The 17,963-nt window shown below is 61.1% G+C and carries 11 protein-coding genes; 8 read left to right on the top strand and 3 right to left on the bottom strand.

The window, feature by feature from the left end; all coding sequences use genetic code 11:
* Window positions 1-207: 207 nt before the first annotated feature.
* The gene (locus L6D63_RS04130) at window positions 208-879 is read left to right on the top strand and encodes a DUF3313 domain-containing protein (RefSeq protein WP_047294146.1); all 672 of its coding nucleotides are present in this window, start codon (window positions 208-210) and stop codon (window positions 877-879) included.
* Window positions 880-916: 37 nt separating this feature from the next.
* Here the strand turns inward: L6D63_RS04130 and L6D63_RS04125 are convergent, their stop codons facing one another.
* Window positions 917-1,342, bottom strand: a complete 426-nt coding sequence (locus L6D63_RS04125) for a YciI family protein (RefSeq protein WP_041066976.1) — start codon at window positions 1,340-1,342, stop codon at window positions 917-919.
* Between the two features lie 332 nt (window positions 1,343-1,674).
* Between L6D63_RS04125 and tpx the strand changes: the two genes are divergently transcribed.
* The 7 genes from tpx (at window position 1,675) to L6D63_RS04090 (ending at window position 14,697) form a co-directional block, all read left to right on the top strand.
* The gene (gene tpx / locus L6D63_RS04120; RefSeq protein ID WP_041066982.1) at window positions 1,675-2,175 is read left to right on the top strand and encodes a thiol peroxidase; all 501 of its coding nucleotides are present in this window, start codon (window positions 1,675-1,677) and stop codon (window positions 2,173-2,175) included.
* Between the two features lie 175 nt (window positions 2,176-2,350).
* A complete protein-coding gene (locus L6D63_RS04115; protein WP_047294150.1) occupies window positions 2,351-3,658 on the top strand; it encodes an MdtA/MuxA family multidrug efflux RND transporter periplasmic adaptor subunit in 1,308 nt (435 codons plus the stop codon).
* Entirely contained in the window at window positions 3,655-6,756 is a 3,102-nt protein-coding gene (locus L6D63_RS04110; protein WP_041066988.1) for an MdtB/MuxB family multidrug efflux RND transporter permease subunit, read from the top strand. The genes L6D63_RS04115 and L6D63_RS04110 overlap by 4 nt, the downstream gene beginning before the upstream one ends.
* A gap of 142 nt (window positions 6,757-6,898) precedes the next feature.
* The gene (locus L6D63_RS04105; protein ID WP_131670346.1) at window positions 6,899-10,006 is read left to right on the top strand and encodes an efflux RND transporter permease subunit; all 3,108 of its coding nucleotides are present in this window, start codon (window positions 6,899-6,901) and stop codon (window positions 10,004-10,006) included.
* Window positions 10,003-11,463 carry an efflux transporter outer membrane subunit gene (locus tag L6D63_RS04100; RefSeq protein WP_131670347.1) on the top strand — a complete coding sequence of 487 codons (1,461 nt, stop codon included), beginning with the start codon at window positions 10,003-10,005 and terminating at the stop codon, window positions 11,461-11,463. Before L6D63_RS04105 ends, L6D63_RS04100 begins: the two co-directional genes overlap by 4 nt.
* Before the next feature lie 253 nt (window positions 11,464-11,716).
* Entirely contained in the window at window positions 11,717-13,798 is a 2,082-nt protein-coding gene (locus L6D63_RS04095) for a putative bifunctional diguanylate cyclase/phosphodiesterase (RefSeq protein WP_131670348.1), read from the top strand.
* Between the two features lie 152 nt (window positions 13,799-13,950).
* A complete protein-coding gene (locus L6D63_RS04090; protein WP_047294160.1) occupies window positions 13,951-14,697 on the top strand; it encodes an SDR family oxidoreductase in 747 nt (248 codons plus the stop codon).
* Window positions 14,698-14,847: 150 nt separating this feature from the next.
* Here the strand turns inward: L6D63_RS04090 and mapR are convergent, their stop codons facing one another.
* A complete protein-coding gene (gene mapR / locus L6D63_RS04085) occupies window positions 14,848-16,257 on the bottom strand; it encodes a GntR family transcriptional regulator MpaR (RefSeq protein ID WP_008087199.1) in 1,410 nt (469 codons plus the stop codon).
* A gap of 167 nt (window positions 16,258-16,424) precedes the next feature.
* Window positions 16,425-17,855: a cytochrome c oxidase accessory protein CcoG gene (ccoG, locus tag L6D63_RS04080; protein WP_047294668.1), complete on the bottom strand. Its 1,431-nt coding sequence runs from the start codon at window positions 17,853-17,855 to the stop codon at window positions 16,425-16,427.
* Window positions 17,856-17,963: the final 108 nt, after the last annotated feature.

Raw genomic sequence — 17,963 nt, 5'->3', positions numbered from 1 at the left:
GACCCGTTCTCTTCAGCGCCGGATCTCCCATGTTCATCTTGTTCGATTTCTTAAATGGAATCTGCAACTGTGGCTCAAGTGAGGTATGTCAGGCCGCGCGGGGTCTCCTATAAATTTTGTGGTTTCGCGACGCAATCGGCTGGGTTTTAGCTATACCTGTAACTCCCCCTACGCAATACATTCAGGCCTTCTGACAGGAGTTACAGCATGAAGCTAGCAGTAATGATGGGCACCCTCTGCATTGCCACCCTTGGCGTGGTGGGTTGCTCCAGCAAAACCGTCGCTCCCGATGAGTATTCCGGCTTTCTCAAGGACTACAGCCAGCTCAAGGAGGCCAAGTCGCCGTCCGGTGCCGAGGTGATGCGCTGGATTGATCCGAAAGTGGATATCAGCAAGTTCACCAGCGTGTACATCGAGCCAACCCAGCTCTATCCAAAGCCGCAACCGACCGCAAAGATTTCCCAACAGACCCTCAACGGCATCACCTCCTATTACGATCAGGCGCTCAAGCGTGAAATCAGCAAGGATCTGCCGTTGGCCAACGGCCCTGGCCCTGGCGTGATTGTGGTGCGTGCGGCCATCACTGCTGTGAGCAGCAAGACCGAAGGCCTGCACGCTTATGAAGTGATCCCGGTGGCTCTGGTGGCGGCAGCCGTCAGCACTGCCAGCGGTATCCGTGATCAGGAAACCACGCTGGCCACCGAAGCGGTGTTCCTCGACGGTGCGAGCAACAAGGTCGTGGCGCAGGTGGTGCGCAAAGGCACCGGCAAACCGTTGGAAAATGAAACTCAGGCAATGAAAGCCTCCGACGTTAAACCTGTGATTGATGGCTGGGCCAATGACATGCGTCAGATGTATGTGAAGCTCAAGTCCAGATAAGCTGGGGCCTTTATAGGCGCTGCCGAAGCCAAGAGGATTACAGATTTTTCTTCGCCAGCTCGCGAACACGCTCTTCCTGCGCCCGCGCCTCAGGCGTGAACTCGGCACCGAAATCCTCGGCGGAGAAGATCTGGCGGATTTCGATATCGGAATCGCCCGGCATGGGATTGGGGCAGCGCTTGACCCATTCGATAGCCTCTTCCTTGGACTTCACTTCCCAGATCCAGTAGCCGGCCACCAGCTCCTTGGTCTCGATGAAAGGGCCATCGATGACGGTGCGCTTGTCGCCGGAGAAATGCACGCGGGTGCCTTTGCTGCTCGGGTGCAGGCCATTGCCGTCGATGAGAACGCCGGCCTTGACCAGTTCTTCGTTGAAGTTGCCCATGGCAGTGATCAGCTCTTCACTGGGCATGATGCCGGCTTCGGAGTCGGCGCTGGCTTTGACAAGGATCATGAATCGCATGGTGGTTTCTCCAGGGAATGGGGTTGATTCACTGCTTAGTCGAACGGGCACCTCACGAATCGACAGAACTTCTGAATAAATGATGCAGACTCAGGATCCGTGAAGATCACTGTGGGAGCGAGCTTGCTCGCGAAGACGGCGGCACATTCAGCATAGCGTTGACTGGCAGATTGCTTTCGCGAGCAAGCTCGCTCCCACATGATTCGCAGTTGTATACAATTTTTTGCGCAGGCCCCTGACAATTTTCAGTCAGGGCATAGGTCGTCGGACAATTTCGTGGTTAACTTCGGCCTCTTGCATGCTCAATCACCACGTTAAGAAGGACTAAAGTCATGGCTCAAGTCACCCTCAAAGGCAACCCGGTTCAAGTCAACGGCCAGTTGCCACAAGCCGGTTCCAAGGCGCCAGCCTTTTCCCTGGTTGCCGGCAATCTGTCCGACGTCACCCTGAAAGACTTCGCCGGCAAGCGCAAAGTGTTGAACATCTTCCCAAGCGTCGACACCCCGACCTGCGCGACTTCGGTACGCAAGTTCAACGCTCAGGCCAACGAACTGAACAACACCGTGGTGCTGTGCATCTCGGCTGACCTGCCATTCGCCCAGGCCCGTTTCTGCGGCGCCGAAGGCCTGGAAAACGTGCAGAACCTGTCGACCCTGCGCGGTGCCGAGTTCATCGAAAACTACGGCGTAGCCATCGCTGACGGCCCGCTCAAAGGCTTGACCGCCCGTGCCGTAGTGGTTCTGGACGAGAACGACAACGTGCTGCACAGCGAGCTGGTCAAGGAAATCGCTGAAGAGCCGAACTACGACGCAGCACTCGCCGTACTCAAGTAAGCGCTTTTACAATTGTTAACGGCCTGGCCCTGTCCAGGCCGTTTTCATTTGTGTATCAGTGTTTTGCCTCACACCTTGAAACGTAAGTTGAAGGTAAATTGCCGGTAAAGCTGCTTTGCTTAAATCCCACCAGTGCTTATCGTTCAGCCTCCCGTAAAAGAAGCCCACGCGCCCAATGGTCAATCAATCCATGCAATCGTCCCCTAATAACGCCCGTCGCTGGCTGATCAGCCTGCTCGTCCTGTTGGTCATCGCCGTCCTGTGCTGGAAATTCTGGCCCGCCGGTTCGGCCCACAAGGAGGGCGCCGACAAGGCCGCAGCCGGCCATACCGGGCGTTCGGGGATGATGCGGCCAGGCTTCGGCGGTGCGGCCGGTCCGATTCCGGTGCGGGTGGCCCCGGCGGTCACCGGTGACTTCCCGCTGTATTACAAGGCACTGGGCACGGTGACTGCACTCAACACCATCAACGTGCGCAGCCGGGTCGGCGGCGAGCTGGTGAAGATCAATTTCGAAGAAGGACAGATGGTCAAGGCCGGCGACTTGCTGGCAGAGATCGACCCACGTCCGTACCAGAACGCCTTGCTCCAGGCTGAAGGCACCTTGCTGCAGAATCAGGCGCAGTTGAAAAATGCGCAGGTCGACGTCGAGCGTTATCGCGGCCTGTACAAGGAAGACAGCATCGCCAAGCAAACCCTGGACACCGCCGAGGCGCTGGTCGGCCAGTACCTGGGCACGGTCAAGACCAACCAGGCGGCGGTCAACGACGCCAAACTCAATCTCGAATTCACCAAGATCCGCGCACCGATTGCCGGCCGCGTCGGTCTGCGTCAGGTCGACGTCGGCAACCTCGTTGCGGCCAACGACACCACGTTCCTTGCAGTGATCACTCAGACGCAACCGATCAGCGTGGTCTTCACCCTGCCGGAAAACAGCCTCGAAACCGTATTGGCCCGCTACCACAGCGGCGCCAGGCTGCCGGCCGAGGCATGGGATCGCGGCGATACCAAAATCCAGGCCAGCGGCGTGCTGCAAAGTCTCGATAACCAGATCGACGTCGCCACCGGCACCCTGAAATTCAAGGCCCGTTACGATAACCGCGACCAGTCGCTGTTCCCCAATCAGTTCGTCAACGTTCATTTGTTGGCCGACACCCTCAAAGGCGTGGTGCTGGCACCGTCGGCCGCGATTCAGTTCGGCACCAACGGCACCTTCGTCTACGCGCTGGACGGCGACAAGAAAGTCACCATCCGCCAATTGAAGATCGGCGCCAGCGACGGCACCAACACCGTGGTCACCGAAGGCCTCGCGGCGGGCGACCGAGTGGTGCTGGAAGGTACCGACCGCCTGAAGGAAGGCAGTGAAGTGGAGGTGGTCAACGACAGTAATGACGTGCCGACCACCCCGACCGGCCACCTGCAGGGCAAACCCGCCGCCAGTGCACCGGACGCTGCTGCGGCTGACAAGGCCAAGAAGGGCGCATGAACATTTCGCGGCTGTTCATCCTCCGTCCGGTAGCTACCACCCTGAGCATGCTGGCCATTGTGCTGGCCGGCCTGATTGCCTATCGCCTGCTGCCGGTCTCGGCGTTGCCGCAGGTCGATTACCCGACCATTCGCGTCATGACCCTGTACCCCGGCGCCAGTCCCGACGTGATGACCAGCGCCGTGACCGCGCCGCTCGAACGCCAGTTCGGGCAGATGCCGGGCCTGACGCAAATGGCCTCGACCAGTTCCGGCGGCGCGTCGGTGCTGACCCTGCGTTTCAGCCTCGACATCAACATGGACGTTGCCGAACAGCAGGTGCAGGCCGCGATCAACGCCGCGACCAACCTGCTGCCGACCGACTTGCCGGCACCGCCGGTGTACAACAAGGTCAACCCGGCGGACACCCCGGTGCTGACCCTGGCGATCACGTCGAAAACCATGCTGCTGCCCAAGCTCAATGACCTGGTCGACACGCGCATGGCGCAGAAGATCGCCCAGATCAGTGGCGTCGGCATGGTCAGTATTGCCGGCGGTCAGCGTCAGGCCGTGCGGATCAAGGTCAACCCGGAAGCATTGGCGGCGAACAGCCTGAATCTGGAAGACGTGCGCACCCTGATCGGTGCGTCCAACGTCAACCAGCCCAAGGGTAACTTCGACGGCCCGACCCGGGTCTCGATGCTCGATGCCAACGACCAGCTGACGTCGCCCAAGGACTACGCCAACCTGATTCTCGCCTACAAGAATGGCGCGCCGCTGCGCCTGAAGGATGTGGCGGAAATCGTCGACGGCGCCGAGAACGAACGTCTCGCTGCGTGGGCCAACCAGAATCAGGCGGTGCTGCTGAACATCCAGCGTCAGCCGGGCGCCAACGTGATCGAGGTGGTCGACCGGATCAAGGCCTTGCTGCCCAGCATCACCGACAACCTGCCGGCTGGCCTCGACGTCACCGTGCTCACCGACCGCACCCAGACCATCCGCGCCTCGGTCACCGACGTGCAGCACGAACTGCTGATCGCCATCGCGCTGGTGGTGATGGTGACGTTCCTGTTTCTGCGGCGGGCCAGCGCGACGATCATTCCGTCGGTGGCGGTGCCGCTGTCGCTGATCGGTACGTTTGGCGTGATGTACCTGGCCGGCTTCTCGGTCAACAACCTGACCTTGATGGCGCTGACCATCGCGACCGGTTTCGTGGTCGACGATGCGATCGTGATGCTGGAAAACATCGCGCGCTTCATCGAAGAGGGCGACAGCCCGATGCAGGCGGCGCTCAAAGGCGCGAAACAGATCGGCTTCACCCTGATTTCCCTGACCCTGTCGCTGATCGCGGTACTGATTCCGCTGCTGTTCATGGCTGACGTGGTCGGTCGACTGTTCCGCGAGTTCGCCATCACTCTGGCGGTGGCGATCCTGATTTCGCTGGTGGTTTCGCTGACGTTGACGCCGATGATGTGTGCACGCCTGCTCAAAAGAGAGCCGGAAGCCCACGAGCAGGGCCGTTTCTACCGGGCCAGCGGCGGCTTCATCGACTGGATGATCGCCGCCTACGGACGCAAGTTGCAGTGGGTGCTCAAACACCAGCCGCTGACCCTGTTGGTGGCCATCGGCACGCTGGCACTGACCGTGTTCCTGTACATGGTGGTGCCCAAGGGCTTCTTCCCGGTGCAGGACACCGGGGTGATCCAGGGTATTTCCGAAGCACCGCAGTCGATTTCTTTCGCGGCGATGGGCGAGCGTCAGCAGGCGCTGGCCAAGGTGATTCTTGAAGATCCGGCGGTGGAGAGTCTGTCGTCCTACATCGGTGTCGACGGCGACAACGCCACGCTCAACAGCGGTCGTCTGCTGATCAACCTCAAGCCTCACGGCCAGCGTGACCTGAGCGCCACCGAGGTGATCGCGCGTCTGCAGCCGCAACTGGACAAACTGGTCGGCATTCGTCTGTTCATGCAACCGGTGCAGGATTTGACTATTGAGGATCGGGTCAGCCGTACCCAGTACCAGTTCAGCATGTCCTCACCGGACGCCGAATTGCTCAGCCAGTGGAGCGGGCGTCTGGTCGAAGCCTTGGCGCAGCAACCGGAATTGACCGACGTTGCCAGCGACTTGCAGGACAAAGGCTTGCAGGTCTATCTGGTGATCGACCGCGATGCGGCGTCGCGCCTCGGCGTTTCGGTGCAGAACATCACCGATGCGCTGTATGACGCCTTCGGGCAGCGGCAGATCTCGACCATTTACACCCAGGCCAGCCAGTACCGCGTGGTGCTGCAGGCACAGGCGGGGGAGAAGATCGGGCCGGCGGCGCTGGACCAGATTCACGTCAAGACCACTGACGGTGCACAGGTGCGTCTGTCGAGTCTGGCCCATGTCGAAGAGCGTCAGGCGCAACTGGCGATCACCCACATCGGCCAGTTCCCGGCGGTGATGATGTCGTTCAACCTGGCGCCCGGCGTGGCGCTGGGGCATGCGGTGGACATCATCGAACAGGTACAGAAGGACATCGGCATGCCGATTGGCGTGCAGACCCAGTTCCAGGGGGCGGCCGAGGCATTCCAGGCTTCGCTGTCGAGCACCTTGCTGCTGATTCTGGCGGCGGTGGTGACCATGTACATCGTGCTCGGCGTGCTGTACGAAAGTTACATTCACCCGATCACCATTCTCTCGACCCTGCCGTCGGCGGCGGTCGGCGCCTTGCTGGCGTTGCTGCTCAGCGGCAATGACCTGGGCATGATCGCGATCATCGGCATCATCCTATTGATCGGCATCGTCAAGAAAAACGCGATCATGATGATCGACTTCGCCCTCGACGCCGAACGCACCCAGGGCATGGCGCCGGAACAGGCGATCTATCAGGCGGCGCTGCTGCGCTTCCGGCCGATTCTGATGACGACGCTGGCGGCGTTGTTCGGTGCCGTGCCGTTGATGCTCGCCACCGGTTCCGGGGCTGAACTGCGTCAGCCGCTGGGTCTGGTGATGGTCGGCGGCCTGCTGGTGAGTCAGGTGCTGACCCTGTTCACCACGCCGGTGATCTACCTGTATTTCGACCGCCTCGGTCGGCGCTTTGGCAAGACCAATGCTGACCGTGATGAGGTGGTGGTATGACGTTGCAGCACCTCATCCACTGTGGGAGCGAGCCTGCTCGCGAAAGCGCTGGATCAGTCACCATCAAGGTTGAATGTCAGACCGTCTTCGCGAGCAGGCTCGCTCCCACAGTGGGTAGGTGTGTTGATGGGGATTGCGGTCAATGAACCTCTCCGGTCCTTTTATCAAGCGCCCGGTCGCGACCATGCTCCTGAGCCTGGCGATCATGTTGCTGGGCGGTGTCAGTTTCGGCCTGCTGCCAGTATCGCCGCTGCCGCAAATGGATTTCCCGGTGATCGTGGTCCAGGCCAGTCTGCCCGGTGCCAGTCCCGAAGTGATGGCGTCCACGGTGGCGACGCCGCTGGAACGCTCGTTCGGCGCGATTGCCGGCGTCAACACCATGAGCAGCCGTTCCAGCCAGGGGTCGACCCGGGTCATTCTGCAATTTGACCTCGACCGCGACATCAACGGCGCGGCGCGCGAGGTGCAGGCGGCGATCAACGCTTCGCGCAACCTGTTGCCGAGCGGGATGCGCAGCATGCCGACCTACAAGAAGGTCAACCCGTCGCAAGCGCCGATCATGGTGCTGTCGCTGACCTCGGACGTGTTGGAAAAAGGCCAGCTCTATGACCTGGCCTCGACCATCCTGTCGCAGAGCCTGTCCCAGGTGCAGGGCGTGGGTGAGGTGCAGATCGGTGGCAGTTCGCTGCCGGCGGTGCGTATCGAACTCGAACCGCAGGCGCTCAACCAGTACGGCGTGGCGCTCGACGATGTACGCAAGACCATCGCCGCGGCCAACGTACGCCGGCCCAAGGGCTCGGTCGAAGACGGCGAGCGCCTGTGGCAGATCCAGGCCAACGACCAGTTGGAAAAAGCCAAGGATTACGAGTCGCTGATCATCCATTACAAGGACGGCGCGGCCCTGCGTCTGAAGGACGTGGCCAAGGTCAGCGACGGCGTCGAAGACCGTTACAACAGCGGTTTCTTCAACGATGACGCGGCGGTGTTGCTGGTGATCAACCGCCAGGCCGGCGCCAACATCATCGAGACGGTCAACGAGATCAAGGCGCAGTTGCCGGCCTTGCAAGCGGTGCTGCCGGCCAGCGTGAAGCTGAATCTGGCGATGGACCGCTCGCCGGTGATCAAGGCCACCCTCCACGAAGCGGAAATGACCTTGCTGATCGCTGTGGCGCTGGTGATTCTGGTGGTGTTCCTGTTCCTGGGTAACTTCCGCGCCTCGCTGATTCCGACGCTGGCGGTGCCGGTGTCGCTGGTCGGCACGTTCGCGGTGATGTACCTCTACGGTTTTTCGCTGAATAACCTGTCGCTGATGGCGTTGATTCTGGCCACCGGGCTGGTGGTGGACGATGCCATCGTGGTGCTGGAAAACATTTCCCGGCACATCGACGAAGGCGTCAAACCGATGAAGGCCGCGTACCTCGGGGCCAAGGAAGTCGGTTTTACCTTGTTGTCGATGAACGTGTCGCTGGTGGCGGTGTTCCTCTCGATCCTGTTCATGGGCGGCATTGTCGAGAGCCTGTTCCGCGAGTTTTCCATCACCCTGGCGGCGGCGATCGTGGTGTCGCTGGTGGTCTCGCTGACGTTGACGCCGATGCTCTGCGCGCGCTGGCTCAAACCGCATACGCCGGGCCAGGAAAACCGCCTGCAACGCTGGAGCCGCAAGACCAACGACTGGATGGTCGGCAAATATGCGACCAGCCTCGACTGGGTGTTGCGCCATCGGCGTCTGACCTTGCTCAGCCTCATCATCACGGTCGGGGTCAACGTCGCGCTGTACGTGGTGGTGCCGAAGACGTTCATGCCGCAGCAGGACACCGGCCAGTTGATCGGTTTCGTGCGGGGTGACGACGGTCTGTCGTTCAGCGTGATGCAGCCGAAAATGGAAACCTTCCGCCGCGCCGTACTCAAGGACGAAGCGGTGGAGAGCGTGGCCGGGTTCATCGGTGGCACCAACGGCACCAACAACGCGTTCATGCTGGTGCGCCTGAAACCGATCAAGGAACGCAACCTGTCGGCGCAGAAAGTCATCGAACGCCTGCGCAAGGAGATGCCCAAGGTCCCCGGGGCCCAGTTGATGCTGATGGCGGATCAGGACCTGCAGTTCGGCGGCGGTCGCGAACAGACCACCTCGCAATACAGCTATATCCTGCAAAGCGGGGACCTGGGCGCCCTGCGCGAGTGGTACCCGAAAGTGGTGACTGCGCTGCGCGCACTGCCGGAGCTGACTGCGATTGATGCCCGCGAAGGACGCGGTGCGCAGCAGGTGACGCTGATCGTCGACCGCGATCAGGCCAAGCGCCTCGGGGTCGACATGAACATGGTCACGGCGGTGCTGAACAACGCCTACAGCCAGCGGCAGATTTCGACGATCTACGACAGCCTCAACCAGTATCAGGTGGTGATGGAGGTCAATCAGAAGTACGCGCAGGATCCGGTGACCCTCAATCAGGTGCAGGTGATTACCGCTGACGGTGCGCGGATTCCGTTGTCGACCATTGCCCATTACGAAAACAGCCTGGAAGACGACCGCGTCAGCCACGAAGGCCAGTTTGCGTCCGAAAGCATCGCCTTCGACATGGCCGAAGGCGTGACTGTGGAGCAGGGCAGTGCCGCCATCGAGCGGGCGATTGCCAAGGTCGGTCTGCCGGAAGACGTGATCGCGAAAATGGCCGGCACCGCCGATGCCTTTGCCGCGACGCAGAAGAGCCAGCCGTTCATGATCCTCGGTGCATTGCTCGCGGTGTATCTGGTGCTCGGTGTGCTGTATGAAAGCTACATTCACCCGCTGACGATCCTCTCGACCTTGCCCTCGGCCGGGGTCGGCGCATTGCTCTCGATCTACGCGCTGGGCGGCGAATTCAGTCTGATTTCGCTGCTCGGACTGTTCCTGCTGATCGGGGTGGTGAAGAAAAACGCCATTCTGATGATCGACCTGGCGTTGCAACTGGAGCGCCATCAGGGCCTGTCGCCGCTGGAGTCGATCCGCAGCGCCTGCCTGCAACGGCTGCGGCCGATTCTGATGACCACCCTGGCGGCCATTCTCGGTGCCTTGCCGCTGTTGCTCAGCCGTGCGGAAGGCGCGGAAATGCGCCAGCCCCTGGGCCTGACCATCATCGGCGGCCTGATCTTCAGTCAGGTCCTGACCCTTTACACCACGCCTGTGGTTTACCTCTATCTCGACAAGCTGCGCCACCGCTTCAACAAGTGGCGTGGCGTGCGTACTGACGCTGCTCTGGAAACTCCGCTATGACCGACCGTTCGCTACTCAATCTGGCCACTGCGCGCGGTTCGCGCCTGTTGAGCCTGTCGCTGTGCGTGGCGATGCTCAGTGCCTGCGCCGTCGGCCCGGACTATCAGCGCCCGCAGACTGCCGAGGTTGCACAGTACAAAGAGGCCGAGGGCTGGCGCCAGGCCAATCCGAGTGACGCGCTGGCGCGCGGTGCCTGGTGGGAGTTGTATGGCGATCAGCAGCTCAATGGCCTGATCGAGAAACTCAACAGCTCCAACCAGACCGTGGCGCAATCCGAAGCGCAGTACCGTCAGGCCCAGGCCTTGGTGCGCAGTGCCCGTGGGGCGTTTTACCCCAATGTCGACCTGAGCGTGGGCAAGACCCGCTCCAGTCAGGGCACCGGCAGCAGCAGTTCGAGCCTGAGCAGTTCTTCCAGCGGGATTCGCGATACCTACAACGCGCAGTTGGGCGTGAGTTGGGAAGCGGATATCTGGGGCAAATTGCGCCGAGGCCTGGAGGCCAACGAGGCCAGCGCCCAGGCGAGCTTCGCCGATCTGGCCGCGATGCGTCTGAGCCAGCAGTCGGAACTGGTGCAGAACTACCTGCAACTGCGGGTGATCGATCAGCAGAAACGCTTGCTTGAGGCCACAGTCGCGGCCTACGAGAAATCCCTGCAAATGACTCAGAACCAGTACCGCGCCGGGATCTCCGGGCGCGATGCGGTGGCGCAGGCACAGACCCAGTTGAAAACCACCCAGGCCGATCTGGTGGACCTGATCTGGCAACGTGCGCAATTCGAAAATGCAATCGCCGTGCTCACCGGCCAGGCGCCGGCCGAGTTCAGCATCGCCGAGACCCAGAACATCCCGAACCTGCCGCAAATTCCTCTGAGCCTGCCGTCGCAGTTGCTGGAACGGCGCCCGGACATTGCCTCGGCGGAGCGCTCGGTGATCGCTGCCAACGCCAATATCGGTGTGGCCAAAGCCGCCTATTACCCGGATCTGACGTTGAGCATGAGCGGCGGCTACAGCAGCAGTACTTCGAAAAATCTTTTGACCATACCCAACCGTTTCTGGTCGGTCGGGCCGAAGCTGGACTTGCCGATCTTCGACGGTGGCATCCGTTCGGCCGAGGTTGACCGTACCGAGGCGGTGTACGACCAGACCGTCGCCAAGTACCGCCAGACGGTGCTCGATGGTTTCCGCGAAGTGGAAAACTATCTGGTGCAATTGAAGGTATATGAAGACGAGGCTGCGGTGCGTCAGGAAGCACTGGATGCGGCGCGCGACTCGCTGCGTCTGACCCAGAACCAGTACAAGGCCGGGCTGATCGCCTACATCGATGTGGTTGTGGTGCAAGCCACGGCGCTGAGCAACGAGCGCACTGTGCTCAATATCCTGCAGAATCGCCTGATTGCCAGCGTGCAATTGATTGCAGCGCTGGGTGGCGGCTGGGACGGTCAACTGGCCACCGAATAAATCGTGTAGGAGCTGCGGCACGCTGCGATCTTTTGATCTTGAAAAACAAGGTCAAAAGATCGCAGCGTGCCGCAGCTCCTACAGGTTGTGATGGTTGCTCCAGAGCCTCGCAAAACCCTCAAACAAGCGTTTCATCGGGTTGATGGCAAAATGATTACTTTGTCAGTGCGTTCTTCCGCGCAATCAGTACAATCGCCGCATTTGCCCGGCCGAGAATGGACGCAGTACGGCGCGGGTGGTCGCGAGAATCTTCATGCTCATCGGTAATTATTCCTTCACCCTGGTTTTCATTTCTTTGTGTGTGGCGATCCTCGCGTCCTACACCGCGCTCGACCTGACCGGGCGCATTGCCAGTGCCCGTGGGCGCGCGGTGCATTTCTGGACGGCGGGTGGCGCACTGGCAATGGGGGTTGGCGTCTGGTCGATGCATTTCATCGGCATGCTGGCCTTCAAGTTGCCGATCGAACTGGGCTACGACATTCCGGTGACCGCGCTGTCGCTGCTGATTGCCGTTCTGTCGTGCGGGTTTGCCCTGTGGCTGGTCAGCCAGCCGAAACTGCCGATTCTGCAGTTGGGTTTCGGCGCCTTGGTCATGGGCGCCGGCATCAGCGCCATGCATTACACCGGCATGGCGGCACTGCGCATGACGCCGGGCATCGATTACGACCCGACCCTGTTCGGCGCCTCATTGCTGATTGCGGTCGGTGCATCGGCGGCGGCGTTATGGATCGCCTTTCGCCTGCGCCAGCACTCGCCTTATGTGCGCCTGATTCGCGGCGGTGCGGCGGTGATCATGGGCATCGCGATTGTCGGCATGCACTACACGGGCATGGCCGCCGCGCAGTTTCCTGATGGCAGTTTCTGCGGCGCGACGCTCGACGGTCTCAAGGGTAACGGCCTCGACAATCTGGTGCTGATCACCACGCTGGCGGTGCTGTCGATCGCCCTGCTGACCTCGATTCTCGATGCTCGCCTCGAAGCACGCACTGCCGATCTGGCGCATTCGCTGACCCTGGCCAACCGTGAACTGACGCAACTGGCGTTGCACGATACCCTCACAGGTCTGCCGAACCGCATGCTGCTGGACGACCGGATCAATCAGGCGATGAAGAAGGTCGAGGAGCAGGGCGGCTGTTTTGCGCTGATGTTCATTGATCTGGACGGTTTCAAACCGGTCAACGATGCCTTCGGCCACCACATGGGCGACCAGTTGCTGCGCGAAGTCGGTGTGCGCCTGCGCGAAGATTTGCGCAGTCAGGACACGCTGGCGCGAATTGGCGGCGACGAGTTCGTGCTGCTGGTGCGTCTGACCGAGCCCAACGATGCCCTGAGCCTGGCAGCGCGTCAGGTCGGCCTGATCGGCCAGTCATTCCGCGTGGCCGAGCATGAGTTGCAGATTTCCGCCAGCGTCGGCATTGCCCTGTACCCGGGGAATGGCCAGAGCGCTCAGGAACTGCTGATGAACGCCGATGCGGCGATGTATCACGCCAAGGGCGGCGGTAAAAACGGCTACAGCTTCTTCGATGCCTCGATGAACAGCAACGCACGCAAGCAGCTGCAGTTGCTGCAAGATCTGCGCGCCGCGCTGGAGCACCGGCAGTTCAGCCTGTATTTTCAACCCAAATTCGACGCTGCCAGCGGTCGTCCGGTGGGGGCCGAAGCGTTGCTGCGCTGGCGGCATCCGACCCAGGGCATGTTGCTGCCGGACAAGTTCATCGATCTGGCGGAGAAGACCGGCCTGATCATCGCCATCGGCGACTGGGTACTCAACGAGGCCTGCCGGCAGATGCGCGAATGGTATGTGCTCGGTTACACCGACTGGCGCATTGCAGTGAACCTCTCGGCGTTACAGTTCTGCCACGCGGGACTGGTACAGAGTGTGGCCCGGGCGCTGGCCACGCATCATTTGCCGGCCAACAGCCTGACGCTGGAAATCACTGAAACCACGGCCATGAGTGACGCTGATGCCAGCATGACGGTGTTGCAGGAGTTGTCGGACATGGGCGTCGACCTGTCGATCGACGACTTCGGCACCGGTTATTCGAGCCTGATGTACCTCAAGCGCTTGCCGGCCAACGAGCTGAAGATCGACCGAGGGTTTGTCCGCGATCTGGAGCACGACAGCGATGACGCGGCCATCGTCTCGGCGATTGTGGCGCTGGGCCAGGCGCTCGGTTTGCGCATTGTTGCCGAGGGCGTGGAGACTGGCGTACAGCAGGACTTCCTCACGCAGTTGGGCTGTGATTCGTTGCAGGGCTATCTGTTGGGGCATCCGATGCCGGCGGACGCGTTCATGCAGAACCTCACCCGTGGAAAGGCTCAGGCGGCTGTCTGACTGCAAACGGTGGCGAGGGAGCAAGCTCCCTCGCCACAAAAAACATCTCAGTCTCATGCAGGGTTTTGTCTTGGACAGAGCCCATGCAAAACCGCCCAATGACGGTTATTCTTCACCCCGACTGTTACGTGTGCATTGGGGGAAGGGCCAGCATGGATAAAGTCATGGTAATCACCGGTGGCGGCCGCGGAATCGGCGCCGCTACGGCGTTGTTGGCTGCCGGGCAGGGCTATCGGATCTGCATCAACTATCAGTCGGATGAACAGGCCGCACAAAGCGTGCTGGAGCAAGTGCGGGCGCTGGGGGCGCAAGCCATTGCGGTGCGCGCCGATGTCAGCATCGAAGACGAAGTCATCGCACTGTTTCACCGGGTCGACACCGAACTGGGACGGGTCACCGCACTGGTGAACAATGCAGGCACCGTCGGGCACAAGTCGCGGGTCGATGAAATGTCCGAATTCCGCATCCTTAAAATCATGAAAACCAACGTATTGGCGCCGATCCTCTGCGCCAAGCACGCGATCCTGCGCATGTCGCCCAAACACGGCGGCCAGGGCGGCAGTATCGTCAACGTGTCGTCGGTCGCCGCACGCCTGGGCTCGCCCAACGAATACGTCGACTATGCCGCGTCCAAAGGCGCGCTCGACACCTTCACCATCGGTCTGTCCAAGGAAGTGGCGGGCGAGGGCATTCGCGTCAACGCGGTGCGTCCGGGCTATATCTACACCGATTTCCACGCATTGAGCGGTGATCCGGATCGGGTCAGCAAGCTTGAGTCGGCGATTCCGATGGCTCGGGGCGGGCGGCCGGATGAGGTGGCGGAGGCGATTGTCTGGTTGCTGTCGGACAAGGCTTCTTATGCGACCGGGACGTTTGTTGATCTGGGTGGTGGGCGTTGATCTTCGGCCTTTGTGTTGCCTGATCCGACCCCATCGCTGGCAAGCCAGCTCCCACAGGTTTCTGTGTCGTACACAATATTTGCGACTGACATCGATCACTGTGGGAGCTGGCTTGCCAGCGATAGGGCCAGCACAGGCAATACCTGACTGTCAGAACGACCGCACAATCCGCCCCAGCGTCTCCATCGCCTTTTCCGAATCCTCGGTCCACGGGCTGCCGTAATTCAAGCGAATACAATTCCTGAAGCGCTGGGTCGGCGAGAAAATTGGCCCCGGCGCGATGCTGATGCCCTGCGCCAACGCCATCTGAAACAACTTCAAGGAATCCATCTGCGGCGGCAATTCCAGCCACAAAAAGTAGCCACCCGCCGGCTGGCTGACCCGGGTCTGCGCCGGGAAGTAGCGGGCAATCGCCGCGAGCATCGCGCTTTGCTGTTCTTCCAGGGCGTAGCGCAATTTGCGCAAGTGGCGGTCGTAGCCGCCGTGTTGCAGGTAGTCGGCAATCGCCGCTTGCGCCGGCATTGAAGCACAGAGCGAGGTCATCAGTTTCAGCCGTTCGATTTTCTGCGCGTAGCGCCCGGCAGCGACCCAGCCGATACGGTAGCCTGGGGCCAGACTCTTGGCGAACGAACCGCAGTGCATCACCAGTCCCTCGGTGTCGAACGCCTTGGCCGGTTTCGGCGCTTGCTGGCCGTAATAGAGCTCCGCGTAGACGTCGTCCTCAATCAGCGGCACCTGATGCCGGCGCAGCAGTTCCACCAGTTCCTGTTTCTTCGCCTCGGGCATGGTCGCGCCCATCGGGTTCTGGAAACTGGTCATGCACCAGCAGGCCTTGATCGGATGGCGTTCCAGGGTCTGGGCGAGCACGCCGAGGTCGATACCGTCGCGCGGGTGCACGGGGATTTCCACGGCCTTGAGTTTCAGGCGCTCCAGCACTTGCAGGCTGGCGTAGAACGCCGGGGCTTCGATGGCCACCAGATCGCCCGGTTCGGTCACTGCTTGCAGGCACAGGTTCAGCGCTTCGAGGGCGCCGTTGGTGATCAGCAGTTCTTCCATGGGCAGCATCAGCCCGCCGACCATGTAGCGCAGGGCAATCTGCCGACGCAGTTGCGGGTTACCCGGCGACATGTCGGTGACCACCATGCGCGGGTCCATCTCCCGCGCCGCACTGGCCAGCGAGCGCGACAGACGCTGCAACGGGAACAGGGTCGGGCTGGGGAACGCCGAGCCGAAGGGCACGGTGCTCGGGTCCTTGATCGATTCGAGCACCGAGAACACCAGTTCGCTGACGTCGACTTCGGTGGAGTCGTTGACGTGGCTGCTGATCACCGGCTCGGAAAACGGACTCGGCGCGTGGGTGTTGACGAAGTAGCCGGAGCGCGGCCGCGCGCGGATCAGACCGCGACGTTCGAGCAGGTAATAGGCCTGGAACACCGTGGACGGGCTGACCCCGTAGGTCTGGCTGGCGTAGCGCACCGACGGCACTCGCTGCCCTGGGCCGAGGACGCCAGAGCGGATCAGTTCAGCGATGTCGTCGGCGAATTTTTCGTAGCGTTTCATCGGTATCCCGCGATGGACTGAATTCGGATTGCTTGTTGTGGCGAGGGAGCTTGCTCCCGCTTGAGTGCGTAGCACTCACAGTTTTTGGGGCCGCTACGCAGCCCAGCGGGAGCAAGCTCCCTCGCCACAGGTATCGCAGTGTCAAAAGAGAGCTGCATCTTAAAGGCTCAGCGATTCATCGGCGCCACAAACCTGCTTTTCGCCACGCTGTAAATCTGCGGCTCGTCGCTGTCGGCGATCTTGAAGCTCAAGGTCTGCGAGCTGCTGGCCGGGCGTTCGGTGGTCATCGCCACCGATACCGGCACGTCGACAATCTCACCCGGCGCCAGGCTCAGTTCGGTCTTGCCCTGTAACTGGAAGCCTTCGCCATCCACCAGGCTCAGGGTGTAGTCCTGGCGCTGCTGGGTCTTGTTGATCACCTTCAGGGTGTAGATGTTTTCGATCTGGCCCTGACCGTTCTCGCGGAACAGCCCGCGATCCTTGGTCACGTCGAGCGAGACCATGGGCCGTTCAACCAAAGCCAGTGCCAGTGCGCCGATCATCACCAGCAGCACCGCGACGTAGCCGATCAGCCTCGGCCGCAGCAGGTGGGTCTTGCCACCCTGCAATTCGCGCTCGGAACTGTAGCGGATCAAGCCGCGCGGGTAATTCATTTTGTCCATGATCGAATCGCAGGCGTCGATGCACGCCGCGCAGCCGATGCATTCCATCTGCAAACCGTCGCGGATGTCGATGCCGGTCGGGCAGACCTGCACGCACAACTGGCAATCGATGCAATCGCCGAGACCGGCTTCGGCGGGCTTCACGTCGCGTTTGCGCGGGCCACGGTTTTCGCCACGGGCCGCGTCATAGGCGATTGCCAGGGTGTCTTTGTCGAACATTACGCTCTGGAATCGCGCATACGGGCACATGTGCATGCACACCGCTTCGCGCAGCCAGCCGGCGTTGATGTACGTGGCAGCGGTGAAGAACAACACCCAGAACAGGCTGACTCCAGCGATCTGCAGGGTGAACAGCTCTTCGGCCAGCGGGCGAATCGGTGTGAAGTAGCCGACGAAGGTCAGCCCGGTCATCACGCTGATCGCCAGCCACAAGGTGTGCTTGGCGGCGCGCCGCGCCAGTTTGTTCAGGCCCCACGGCGCTGCTTGCAGTTTGATGCGCTGATTGCGTTCACCCTCGGTGACTTTCTCGCACCACATGAAAATCCATGTCCACGAGCTCTGCGGGCAGGTGTAACCGCACCAGACCCGGCCGGCGAACACGGTGATGGCGAACAGACCGAACGCAGCAATAATCAGCAGCGCCGAGAGCAAGATGAAATCCTGTGGCCAGAAGGTCGCGCCGAAGATGTGGAATTTGCTTTCGGCGAGGTCCCACAGTACGGCCTGACGACCGCCCCAGTTCAACCACACGGTGCCGAAAAACAGTAAAAACAGAAACCCTGCGCCGCTGATGCGCAGGCGGCGGAAGAGCCCGGTGAAACTGCGGGTGTGGATCTGCTTGTCGGTGGAGCCGGCCTTCGCCTTCATTGGGCGACCTGGCACATTTTTAATGGTGGGGCTTGCTTCTACGGTTCGGACGGGGATTTGTTCGCTCATGGTCATTCGCTCATCAGCCTCCATCAGGCGAACGAACTATGAGCGCCGATCTGTTTGCATAACAGACTCAGCTATTTTAATAAAAAGCGGATCAGATGGCGTCTGAGC

Origin of the sequence: Pseudomonas parakoreensis, from assembly GCF_021602155.1 — a bacterium.
In the GTDB taxonomy this organism is placed as follows: Bacteria; Pseudomonadota; Gammaproteobacteria; order Pseudomonadales; family Pseudomonadaceae; genus Aquipseudomonas; species Aquipseudomonas parakoreensis.
The sequence above is the reverse complement of the archived record's forward strand: the minus strand, read 5'-3'. Positions and strand labels throughout refer to the sequence as shown.